11 protein-coding genes are annotated in these 11,192 nt (G+C 62.1%); 2 read left to right on the top strand and 9 right to left on the bottom strand.

What is annotated here, in order from left to right; all coding sequences use genetic code 11:
- The coding region (locus ACK4TM_RS03130) for an ABC transporter transmembrane domain-containing protein (protein ID WP_409696578.1) at positions 1–619 on the bottom strand (619 nt) is incomplete at its 3' end.
- Positions 620–682: 63 nt separating this feature from the next.
- The gene (locus ACK4TM_RS03125) at positions 683–1,774 is read right to left on the bottom strand and encodes a LysM peptidoglycan-binding domain-containing protein (RefSeq protein ID WP_409696575.1); all 1,092 of its coding nucleotides are present in this window, start codon (positions 1,772–1,774) and stop codon (positions 683–685) included.
- Positions 1,775–1,886: 112 nt separating this feature from the next.
- Between ACK4TM_RS03125 and ACK4TM_RS03120 the strand changes: the two genes are divergently transcribed.
- Entirely contained in the window at positions 1,887–2,441 is a 555-nt protein-coding gene (locus ACK4TM_RS03120) for a TIGR00730 family Rossman fold protein (protein ID WP_409696573.1), read from the top strand.
- Here ACK4TM_RS03120 and ACK4TM_RS03115 read toward each other — a convergent pair.
- The 7 genes from ACK4TM_RS03115 to ACK4TM_RS03085 form a co-directional block, all read right to left on the bottom strand.
- Entirely contained in the window at positions 2,436–3,407 is a 972-nt protein-coding gene (locus ACK4TM_RS03115; protein ID WP_409696570.1) for a threonine/serine dehydratase, read from the bottom strand. The genes ACK4TM_RS03120 and ACK4TM_RS03115 overlap by 6 nt on opposite strands.
- A gap of 73 nt (positions 3,408–3,480) precedes the next feature.
- On the bottom strand, positions 3,481–4,080 hold the full coding sequence (locus tag ACK4TM_RS03110; RefSeq protein WP_409696567.1) for a superoxide dismutase: 600 nt from the start codon (positions 4,078–4,080) through the stop codon (positions 3,481–3,483).
- A 134-nt stretch (positions 4,081–4,214) separates the two neighbouring features.
- A complete protein-coding gene (locus ACK4TM_RS03105; protein ID WP_409696564.1) occupies positions 4,215–4,778 on the bottom strand; it encodes a sarcosine oxidase subunit gamma in 564 nt (187 codons plus the stop codon).
- Positions 4,771–7,779, bottom strand: a complete 3,009-nt coding sequence (locus tag ACK4TM_RS03100; protein WP_409696561.1) for a sarcosine oxidase subunit alpha family protein — start codon at positions 7,777–7,779, stop codon at positions 4,771–4,773. The genes ACK4TM_RS03105 and ACK4TM_RS03100 overlap by 8 nt, the downstream gene beginning before the upstream one ends.
- Positions 7,776–8,105 carry a sarcosine oxidase subunit delta gene (locus ACK4TM_RS03095; protein ID WP_409696558.1) on the bottom strand — a complete coding sequence of 110 codons (330 nt, stop codon included), beginning with the start codon at positions 8,103–8,105 and terminating at the stop codon, positions 7,776–7,778. The genes ACK4TM_RS03100 and ACK4TM_RS03095 overlap by 4 nt, the downstream gene beginning before the upstream one ends.
- Positions 8,106–8,183: 78 nt before the next feature.
- A complete protein-coding gene (locus ACK4TM_RS03090) occupies positions 8,184–8,498 on the bottom strand; it encodes a hypothetical protein (RefSeq protein ID WP_409696555.1) in 315 nt (104 codons plus the stop codon).
- Between the two features lie 157 nt (positions 8,499–8,655).
- A complete protein-coding gene (locus ACK4TM_RS03085; protein WP_409696552.1) occupies positions 8,656–9,903 on the bottom strand; it encodes a sarcosine oxidase subunit beta family protein in 1,248 nt (415 codons plus the stop codon).
- 184 nt (positions 9,904–10,087) lie between these two features.
- Between ACK4TM_RS03085 and ccmI the strand changes: the two genes are divergently transcribed.
- Positions 10,088–11,192 (top strand): c-type cytochrome biogenesis protein CcmI (gene ccmI / locus ACK4TM_RS03080; RefSeq protein WP_409696549.1); only part of this gene is annotated, 1,105 nt, incomplete at its 3' end.

Below are 11,192 nucleotides of genomic sequence, written 5' to 3'. Positions count from 1 at the left end.
TCACGGCAAAGGTGAACCAGACATAAAGCGCGATAGTCCCGACGACGACGGCCAGATACCAGACGTCAAACAGGAAGAACAACACCACCGCGATCATCAGCAGTTCCAGCACCAGCGGCCCCATCGAGAACAACAGGAACCGCAGCAGGAAATCCACGCCCTTGACCCCGCGTTCGATGACGCGGGACAGCCCCCCGGTCTTGCGCGTAATGTGATAGCGCATGGACAGACGGTGGATATGGCTGAAGGTTTCCAGCGCCAGCTGCCGCAGCGCGCGCTGGCCGACGCGGGTGAACACCACGTCGCGCAATTGCTGAAAGCCCACATTCATCAGCCGCGCAAACCCATAAGCCAGTGTCAGCCCGACCGCCCCCAGCCCCAGCACAGTCGCTGCCTCTGCACCATCAGGGGCCAAGGCATCGACCGCCTGTTTATACAGGATCGGCGTACCCACGGCGATGACCTTGGCCAGCAGCAGGATCACCAATGCCACAATGACCCGGCGTTTGACCCAAGGCTGCCCCTCGGGCCAAAGATAGGGCAGAACGCGTCTGATCACGCTCCAGCCCTGGGTGCGGGCGTTGTTCAGATTTGCATCGGAATGATTGGTCGGGCGCATGTAAAACTCCGGAGAATCCGCCTTACCTAGGGGGATGCCCGGCGATTGACCAGTGCTAGCGCATCACTCTGCAAGCTCTGGAATACGGAAAATCTGGCCCGGATAGATCAGGTTGGGATCGCGGATCAGAACACTGTTGGCCTCGAACACCAGCGTGTAATAGACGCCGCTGCCCAGGTTTTCCTCTGCAATCGCCCAGAGCGTCGATCCGGGCTGCACGGTGCGGACCGCGACCTCGAAATCATCCTCACTGGTCTGTTCGGCCAGAACGGCAGCAATCTCGGCGGGTTCTTCGCGTTTGAACGGCATCTGCAGCCGCGACACGACATCGCCTGCCGCATCCAGTTCGTCAATCCGCAGGGTATAAACACCGGTATCGACATCGGGCAGGTCGATCCGCCAATCCCGGCCAGCGCTGACCGCCGCGGTCGAAACAGGCATGTCATCAAGATATATCTGTACCTCGCCCGCGCCGGTGGCACGACCGGCAAGCTGCAATGTCCCGTCAGGATCATAGGTGATCGCATCCAGCACCACGTTACTGGTGACAGTGTCGCCCGTGCCCTGCACCACCCGCAGCCCGTCAGCATCGGCCTGCAGGACAACCGGGGTGGCCGGCGCTGTCGCCTCGGTCATCGGATCGGCCGGGGCGGTTTCATCTGGTCCGGCCCCGCTGTCATCCGCCAGCAGAACGGGGGCCGTGATCGGCGCCACCATATAGCTGGTTTGCGATGGCACTGCCGCCCCTTCGGGATCGGCCAGCAGCGACAGGCGTCGTGGTGCGTCGGATTCCCCCGCGGTGGACAGGATCACGAAACTGCCGCTGGCATCGGCCATCGCCTGCGCGACCGCCTCGCCCCCAAGGATCAGATCGACGGTCTGGCCGGGGGCAGCGCGCCCGGCCACGACCAGCGCCCCGTCCGGGTCCAGGCGGAACGTGTCGAATGTCGGCGGCTGCGGGGCATCGGCCACGGGTTCTGCGGTGTCTTCGGCGGTTCGCTGCGGCGCATCGACTGTGGCGCTGGCGGTCGCGCCCTGCACAGGGGCTTGCGGGGCTTGCCCCGGCTGCAAAGCCCACGCCAGCCCCGCGAGGGCGGCGACGCCCAAAGCACCAAGCGCCCAGGGCCGGATCTGCGATAATGTCTGATCAGTCACTCGTTCATTCCTAAAATATCTACCGTCAAAAAACAAAAGCCATGACGGAGTTGAGACAATCTATCAACCCCACTATGTCCGGTCAAAGTGAAGCTGCAACAATGGGGTCCAAATGTCCGATTTTCCACGCTCAGTGTGTGTTTATTGCGGCTCTCGCGATGGAATCAGCCGCGATTTTGCGCAGGCCGCGTCAGAGACAGGCGAAATGCTGGTCCGAAATGACTGGCGGCTGGTCTATGGCGCGGGTGACGTTGGTCTTATGGGCCGGGTGGCGCAGGCCGTTCAACAGGCCGGAGGCCGCACCTTTGGCGTGATCCCGACCCATCTGATGGCGCTGGAGGTCGGCAAGCGCGATCTGGACCAGTTCATCGTGACCGAGACGATGCATGAACGCAAAAAGGTCATGTTCATGAATGCCGATGCCGTGGTGGTGCTGCCCGGCGGGGCCGGTAGTCTGGATGAGTTTTTCGAAGTGCTGACATGGCGCCAACTGGGGCTGCACCGCAAACCCATCGTGCTGCTGAATATCAATGGATTCTGGGACCCTTTGCTGGCATTGATGCGCCATGTGGTGGATCAGGGTTTCGCAGGCGATGACATTCTGGGCTTTGTCAGCGTCGCGGATGATGTGGATGCCTTGGAACAGGCGCTGAAAGACCGGCTATAGCGCCTGCATCAGGTCTGCATAGCGGGTCAGGGAAATGTTGGACCCGCAGGCGATGATGCCCACATGCCGCCCTGCCAGTTCATCGCGCAACGGCCCCGTGACCGCCGCAAGCGATGCAGCACAAGCCGGTTCCGCCGTGATCCGCAGAGTGGATTGGTAAATCTCCATCGCGCGCAGCATCTCGGCATCGTCGATCCGCACGATCCGGTCCACATATTCCTGCACGATCCCAAAGGTATAAGGCATCGCCAGCGGTGCGCCCAGACTATCGGCAATGGTCGCGACGCTGTCCAAGGTCGCAGGCGCGCCCTGTTGCAGCGATTGAAACATGCTGTCCGCCCCGAAAGGTTCAACCCCGATCACCTGCGCATCGGGGCGCGCCTGTCTGATCGCGCAGGCCATCCCGGCGATCAGGCCACCGCCACCGATAGGGACGACAAATGTATCGATATCAGGCGCTTGCAGGGCATATTCCAAGCCGCAGGTCGCCGCGCCGAGCACCATATGCGGCGCCTCGAACGGGTGCATCAGAATCCGCCCCCCGGCGGCGGCGTCATACATCGCGCCAAAGGCTGCGGCCATATCGTCATGCAAGGTGATTGTCGCACCCAAGGCCTGACACGCGGCGACGCGCGCGGGATCAGTGGCGCGCGGCATGCAGATCAGCGCATCCATCCCCGCCGCCTGCGCGGCCCAGGCAACCGCGAGCGCGTGATTGCCACCGCTTGCGGCGACGATTCCTGCCGCGCGTTCTGCCGGGCTTAGGCCCATGATCCCCAGATAGGCACCACGCGCCTTGAACGATCCGGCCTGCTGGAACAATTCCAGCTTCAGCGTCATGCGGGCGCAATCGGGTAAAACGCCGTTCCAGCGCGCGGATGTCAGCGGCAATACGGGCGTTGCGATCACCGCGTCACGCAGGATATCCGCCGCCGCACGGATCGCCGCCAGATCAGGACCAGTCATCAAAACCCCCAAAACAAAAGACCCGTGAGAGGTGTCCCACGGGTCTTTGCAATTGTCCATCGACGCGCGGAAATTACATCCGGCTGGCGACGTTTTCCCAATTGACCAGATTATCAAGGAAATTGGTCAGATAGGCAGGGCGTTTGTTGCGGAAATCGATGTAATAGGAATGTTCCCAGACATCACAGCCCAACAACGCGGTCTGGCCAAAGCACAACGGGTTCACGCCGTTTTCGGTCTTGGTGATCGCCAAGGAGCCATCATCCTTTTTCACCAACCAGGCCCAGCCAGAGCCGAACTGCCCGGCACCGGCTTCGCTGAACTTGGTCTTGAAATCATCGACAGAGCCGAAATTCTCAGTCAGCGCCTTTTCCAGCTCGCCTGGCATCTTGCTGACGTCGGGCGACATCATTTCCCAAAACTGGTTGTGGTTCCACAGCTGGCTGATGTTGTTGAAGATACCATTCTGCGCGACAGCGGATTTGTCATAGGTGCCGACGATGATCTCTTCCAGCGATTTACCGGCCCATTCAGTGCCTTCGATCGCCTTGTTGCCATTGGTCACATAGGCGTTGTGGTGGATGTCGTGGTGGAATTCCAGCGTTTCGGCGGACATGCCCTTGGCGGCAAGCGCGTCATGGGCATAGGGCAGATCAGGAAGGGAGAATGACATGATTTAGTCCTCTTTGTTATGCAAATTGGTTCCCCCTTACGTGGCCCTCGCCCGCCCCAAGGTCAAGGGGAAGGCGCGGTTCTTGCCCGTCCTGCGTGCAGAAATATCGCCAGCGCCGGGTGCGACCGGCGGTTTCAGAACACCCCGACGCGGCCGCCCTTTGCCGATGCCACCAGCAGATCAAAGGCATATTCCGCGACCGACCGGAAACAGATCACCGCGAATGTGTCGTCCTCCGGCATCCAGAAGGCCGCAGGCACCTGGGCCAGACGCGACCGGCGGAAATCACCGGGGCCGAAACTGGCGGGGCGCAGATCGACAGGCGTGACTTTCGCCATCACCTCACGCACGTAAGCGCCCTCGACATGGATCAGCGCGCGCGCGTCGGAAACATTCTCGGCCAGATAATGCTGGCCCGACAGGGCGGCAACGATCTGCGCCAAGGCGCGCGCAACATCGCCGTAAGGCAGCAGGATCAGCAGTTCGTCGGGCGACATCCAGCACAGGCCGGTGTCATCCTGCGCGCTGATCTTGCCCTTTTGCGGAAAGGTCTGGCCGGTGATATCCGTGCAAACCTTGCGCAGCGCCGCATCCGCCAGATCCCCGCGCAGGGTGATCATGCCGCACAGGCCCGCGTCGCGGATCGTGACATCCCCGGGGGCGATTTTGCCTTGCAAGGCGCTGATGGCGTCAGACATTCTGCTTTGCCCCTTCCTTGTCATAAAACACCGGATCGACGATGCGCGCGGCGACGGTCTTGCCCGCCTCCACAGTGTTGAAACTGATCACCTCACCCATCCGGTCGGGGCCGCGATGCACCAGCCCCATCGCGATGCCGCGCCCCAATGTGGGCGAATGATAGGTCGAGGTTACGCGGCCCTGCGTGTTGCCCTGCCCATTGGCATTCGTACCATCGGCGATCGCATAGGCCCCGTCCGGCAAAACCGACCCATCCAGCGTTTCCAGCCCCACCAGCCGCCAGCGGTCGGGGTTATCCATGAAACTGCGCGCATGGGCGCGTTTGCCCAGATAATCGTCCTTTTTCTTGGACAAGGCCCAATGCAGGTTCAGGTCCTGCGGAATCACCGTGCCGTCGGTTTCATCGCCGATCATGATGAAACCCTTTTCGGCGCGCATGATGTGCAGTCCTTCCGTCCCATAGGGCATCACGCTGTATTCCGCGCCTTCGCGCATCAGCATATCCCAAAAGGCACGGCCCTGCCCGGCAGGCACGGCGATTTCATAGCTGAGCTCACCCGAAAAGCTGATCCTGAACACCCGCGCATCGATGCTGCCGATCTTGCCTGCCTGCCATTGCATGAAGGGCAGCGCCGACAGGTCCATCCCGCCGATCTTGTCCAGCAGATCGCGCGCTTTTGGCCCGACCACGGCGACCTGCGCCCATTGCTCGGTGACATTGGCGACATAGACTTTCCAGTCCCACCATTCGCATTGCAGCCAGTCTTCCATCCAGGCGTGAATACGCTCTGCCCCGCCGGTCGTCGTGTGGCAAAGCCAGGTATCGTCATCAATCCGCGCGACGACACCGTCATCCATCAGAAACCCGTTTTCCGAACACATCAGCCCATAGCGGCATTTGCCGACGGCCAGATTGCTCATCATATTGGTATAAAGCATGTCGAGGAACTTGCCCGCATCCGGCCCCTTGACCACCAGCTTGCCCAGGGTCGAGGCATCGAGCAACCCGATATTGTTGCGCGCGTTCACCACCTCGCGGTTGACGGCATCATGCACAGTTTCGCCCGCGCGGACATAGGCGAAAGGCCTGCGCCATTGCCCGACAGGTTCGTTATCGGCGCCATTGGCATTGTGCCAGTCCGACATCGGGGTCTTGCGCAGGGGCTGGAAAATCTCGTCCCGCGCCGCACCGGCAATCGCCGCCATCGAGATCGGCGTATAGGGCGGGCGGAATGTTGTGGTTCCGACATTCGGGATCGCCGCATTCAGTGCATCAGAAAGCACCGCCAGACCATTGATATTGCTCAACTTCCCTTGATCGGTTGCCATGCCGAGCGTGGTATAGCGCTTCGCATGTTCGACGCTCTCGAACCCTTCCTGTGCCGCCAGTTGCACATCGGACACTTTCACATCGTTCTGGAAATCCAGCCAGGACTTGGACCGCAGCGCGTAAGGCGCGCCCTGCGGCATCAGCCAGACAGGGGCGAGCGGGCCTTCGTCCGCATCGACAGCCGCTGGCATTTCGCCGACAGGCTGCGCGGCACCTGCGGCACCTGCGGCAGCTTTGCCCGCAGCCACGGCATCGGCCAGCACATCGGCGCTGCGCAGATGCCCGTTCGCCACACCGGCGGCGATCACGAAACCCTGCCCATCCGCCCCCGTCGGCGGGCGGGCCGCGTCGGGCCGGAACATCGCCTGCGCGTCATCCCAGATCAGTTTGCCACCGCAATGCGACCACAGATGCACGACCGGCGACCAGCCGCCAGACATGGCGACGCAATCGCAATCCACCTCTTCCAGCACAGCGCCTTCACCGGCCTGCGCGCAGATCGCCACGCCGGTGACGCGCTTGCCACCTTTGACGGATGCGATGGCTTTGCCGGTCGCGACACGAATGCCCAGGGCGCGCGCCTGATCGATCAGCGCGCCACCGGGCGATGGCCGGGCGTCCAGGATCACCGGCACGTCCAGCCCCGCTTCTTTCAGCGTGATCGCCGTGCGATAGGCGTCGTCGTTATTCGTGACCACCACGGTGCGGTCACCGACGGACACGCCGAAATTCACCGCGTAATCGCGCACAGCGCCCGCCAGCACAACGCCGGGGATATCATTGCCTGCAAAGGACAAGGGCCGTTCAATCGCGCCTGTCGCGGTCACGATTTGCCGGGCGCGGATACGCCACAGCCGGTGGCGCGGCCCGTCCTGACCGGGTGCGTGGTCGGTCAGGCGTTCATAGGCCAGCACATAGCCGTGGTCATAAACCCCTGCCCCCATGCAGCGTAAGCGCAGGGTGACATTGGGCATATTTTCAAGCGTTTGCAGCGTGGACTTTACCCAATCAACCGCGATCATCCCGCCAATCTGCGGCGCATCGACCATTGCGCGGCCACCCCAATCGGTGGTCTGTTCGATCAGCAGGACGCTTGCGCCCGCTTCGCCTGCAGCCTTTGCCGCCGCAAGCCCCGCGATCCCGCCGCCGACGATCAGCACATCAACATGCAGGTTGAAATGCTCGTATGTGTCTTCGTCCCGGTCTTTGGGCGCGCGGCCCAGACCCGCCGAATGGCGGATGATCGGCTCATAGATATGTTTCCAGAATGGGCGTGGAAACAGAAAGGTCTTGTAGTAGAACCCAGCCGGCAGAAAGCGCGACAGATGCGCGTTGATGGCGCCCACGTCGAATTCGAGACTTGGCCAGTGGTTCTGACTGGTCGCGCTCAGCCCGTCGAACAGTTCGGTCGTGGTAATCCGCTGGTTGGGTTCGAACTGCGTACCGATCCCGAGGTTGACCAGACCATTGGGTTCTTCGGCACCCGCCCCGACGACCCCGCGCGGGCGATGGTATTTGAACGACCGGCCCACAAGCATCTGGTCATTGGCCAGCAGGGCCGAGGCCAGCGTATCGCCCGCGAAACCGCGCAGGCGTTTGCCGTTAAAGGTGAAATTGACCGGCTTGCTTTTGTCGATCAGACGGCCTTGTTTTGCCAGACGCGTGCTCATGCCAGATCCCCCCATGACCAGCCGGGGCGTTTGGCGGTGATCTTGTCGATAATGTCCTGCGGTGGCACGGTCGTCTGCGCCGGATAGGTGCCGAACACCTCCAGCGTGGCGGTGCAGCGCGCGGCCAGAAACCATTTGCCGCAGCCATAGACATGCCGCCAGCGTTCAAAATGCACGCCCTTTGGGTTTTCACGCATGAACATGTATTCCTCGAACTGGTCATCGGTCGATCCGGTGGCATGGCGTTTCAGATGCGCCTGCCCGCCCGCATGCAAATCGGTTTCATCGGCGTCGGTGTAACAACAGGGGCAGTGCAGGATCAGCATGGGCAGGCCTTTGGTCTGGACGCAAAAAAGGCGGGCGCACAGGTGCGCCCGCCTTTCAGACGGTTTATGTAGCTTGGATTATTCGACGATTGGGGCAGGTTCGGCTGGCGCTGCAGGATCAGCGTCGATACCCATACCCGGTTCCGGGGCCGGTGCGACCGGGTCGGCTGGTGCGATCTGTTCGGACTGCGCAGGCGCGCCTGCGTCGCCGACAGGGGCTGTCGTGTTGCCGCCCGAGAACAATACAAACAGAATGATGATCGCCACCACGGCGACAGCCGCCCAGACCCACATTGGCACGCCAGAGCGCGCAGCGGGTGGGGGCGTATGTGGCGGATGCACAGGGTCGCGTGGATTGAGCGGGTCCTGCGGGCGTTGCGGATCATATGACATGATGAAGCCTTCTCTGTTGGTTGCGCTATCTCCACAAGCAACGCATCAATCTGTCCGGATGTTCCGTTCTCCTGCCAGGATCGGCAGGAGCCCGCCGATTTGTGCGCCAGCGACGCGCAAAGGTTTGCCGATGCGGCATTTCTGACGGCACCCAACATTAATGCGCAACCCCCGCCGCGACGCTTTCATCAATGAACTTCCCTTCCCTGAACCGGAACATCGAAAACTCATCCGTCAGGGGCGCGGCACCCTTGGCCATCAGCTCAGCCATGGCCCATCCCGATCCGGGGATCGCCTTGAAACCACCCGTGCCCCAGCCGCAATTGACGAAAACACCCTCTACCGGGGTTTTCGACAGGATGGGGGACCGGTCGCCGGTGATATCCACGATGCCGCCCCATTTGCGCAGCATCTTGAGCCGCGCGATCATCGGGAAGGTTTCGATCAGGGCGCGGACGGTTTCCTCGATATGGTGGAAACTGCCGCGCTGGGTGTAATTGTTGTATCCATCCGTGCCGCCGCCGATCACCATTTCGCCCTTGTCGGATTGCGACATATAGCCGTGAACGGTGTTCGCCATCACGACGACATCCATGCAGGGTTTGATCGGTTCGCTGACCAGCGCCTGCAGGGCGACGCTTTCAATCGGCAGCCGGAACCCCGCCATCTGCGCCAGCACGCCGGAATGGCCTGCGACGACCAGCCCGAGTTTATCGCAGTCAATCGCGCCCTTGGTCGTATCGACGCCGACGACACGGGCACCGTCACGGCGGATCGCGGTGACTTCGCATTGCTGGATGACATGCATGCCCATATCCGAACAGGCCCGTGCATAACCCCAGGCGACCGCATCATGGCGCGCCGTGCCGCCGCGTGCCTGCCACAACCCGCCCAGCACCGGGTAACGCGGCCCGTCGATATTCATGATCGGACACAGTTCCTTGACGCGGTCCGGCCCGATCCATTCGGTCGCAACCCCTTGCAGCGCATTGGCATGGGCGGTGCGTTTGTACCCCCGCACCTCGTGCTGCGTCTGGGCGAGCATGATGACACCACGCGGGCTGAACATGACGTTATAGTTCAGGTCCTGCGACATCGTTTCATAAAGGCTGCGCGATTTTTCATAGATCGCGGCAGACGGGTCCTGCAGGTAATTCGACCGGATGATCGTCGTGTTGCGGCCGGTATTGCCGCCACCCAGCCAGCCTTTTTCCAGGATAGCGACATTGGTGATGCCGAAATTCTTGCCCAGATAATAGGCGGTCGCCAAGCCGTGCCCGCCTGCACCGACGATGATCACATCATATTTCGCGCGCGGCGCGGGATTGGCCCAGGCACGGGTCCAGCCCGTGTGCTGACGGAAGGCTTCGCGTGCGATGGCAAAGGCGGAATATCGGTTTTTCAACAGGGCGATTCCTTGGCTGGTCCTTGCCCCTGTCTGGACCTTTCGCAGCCGCGAAAGGATATCGCCAGCGGCGTCTGGTTTGCAATTTACGACATCATCGCCAGACAGTGAATGGTCACCGGGTCGCAGCCCCTTTTCACCCTGCCCGCGCGCGGTTATGTCAGGCCCAGAAAAGTGAGGCATTATGGTATTCTGGATCGTCGTTACCCTGCTGACGCTGGCCGTGGCCGCGATTATCGCCGTGCCTTTGCTGCGCGCACCCGATATGGCGACACACAACCCCGATGTGGACCTGTACCGCGCGCAACTGGCCGAGATTGACCGCGATCTGGAACGCAACCTGCTGGACCCGGCCGAGGCCGAGCAATCGCGCACCGAAATCGCGCGCCGCCTGCTGGCCGCCAGCAAAAGCGCCGATGCGCCGGTCACCGCGTACAAGCAACAAGGGCTGGTGGCACTGCTGGTGCTGGTCGTGATCGCCGCCGTCAGCTTTGCGACTTACACAAGGATCGGCGCGCCGGGGTATGGCGATGTGCCCTTGCAGGCGCGGATCGCGGCCTCGGACGAAATGCGCGAAAACCGCCCCGCGCAGGCGATGCTGGAACAGGTCGCCCCACCGCCACCGCCGGTCGATGTCCCGGACGATTACCGCGCCGCGATTGACCGTTTGCGTGAAATCGCCCCGACCCGGCCCGACGATCTGGAAGCATGGTCGCGCCTGACCTTTCACGAGGTGGAACTGCGCAATTATTCCAACGCCGCCGCCGCACAGGAACAGGTCATCACGATCATGGGCGATGACGCCGGTGTCAGCGACCTGAGCCGCCTGCTCGATCTGCGCGTCATTGCCGCCGCCGGTCTTGTGTCGCCCGAAGCGGAACAGGTGATCCGCCAGATCCTTGCCCGCGACGACGCCAATATCGCCGCGCGCTATTATCTAGGGCTGCTTTATGACCAGACCGACCGGCCCGATCTGGCCTATCGGCTGTGGCGCGATATCGCGGAAAACGGCCCTGCGGATAATTTCCACGCCACCTCTGCCCGCCAGATGATCGAAGAGGCGGCCTTTCGCGCCGGGATCAACTATACCCTGCCCGCTGTGCGTGGCCCCTCGCCCGCCGAAATCGAAAGCGCGCAGGATATGTCGCCCGAAGACCGCGAGGCGATGATCGGCGGTATGGTCGCGGGTCTGGCCGACAGGCTGGCCAATGATGGCGGCACAGCGGCCGATTGGGCGCGGCTGATCACGGCCTACGGCGTGCTGGGCAATCTGGAAGATGCCCGCGTGG

Source organism: Yoonia sp. (assembly GCF_046292185.1).
Classification (GTDB): domain Bacteria; phylum Pseudomonadota; class Alphaproteobacteria; order Rhodobacterales; family Rhodobacteraceae; genus Yoonia.
The sequence above is the reverse complement of the archived record's forward strand: the minus strand, read 5'-3'. Positions and strand labels throughout refer to the sequence as shown.

Excerpts from the sequence above, each read along its gene's own strand:
- ACK4TM_RS03105 (WP_409696564.1), bottom strand. The coding sequence starts at position 4,778 with ATGTCTGACGCCATCAGCGCCTTGCAAGGCAAAATCGCCCCCGGGGAT.
- ACK4TM_RS03115 (WP_409696570.1), bottom strand. The coding sequence starts at position 3,407 with ATGACTGGTCCTGATCTGGCGGCGATCCGTGCGGCGGCGGATATCCTG.
- ACK4TM_RS03090 (WP_409696555.1), bottom strand. The coding sequence starts at position 8,498 with ATGTCATATGATCCGCAACGCCCGCAGGACCCGCTCAATCCACGCGAC.
- ACK4TM_RS03095 (WP_409696558.1), bottom strand. The coding sequence starts at position 8,105 with ATGCTGATCCTGCACTGCCCCTGTTGTTACACCGACGCCGATGAAACC.
- ACK4TM_RS03100 (WP_409696561.1), bottom strand. The coding sequence starts at position 7,779 with ATGAGCACGCGTCTGGCAAAACAAGGCCGTCTGATCGACAAAAGCAAG.
- ACK4TM_RS03110 (WP_409696567.1), bottom strand. The coding sequence starts at position 4,080 with ATGTCATTCTCCCTTCCTGATCTGCCCTATGCCCATGACGCGCTTGCC.
- ACK4TM_RS03120 (WP_409696573.1), top strand. The coding sequence starts at position 1,887 with ATGTCCGATTTTCCACGCTCAGTGTGTGTTTATTGCGGCTCTCGCGAT.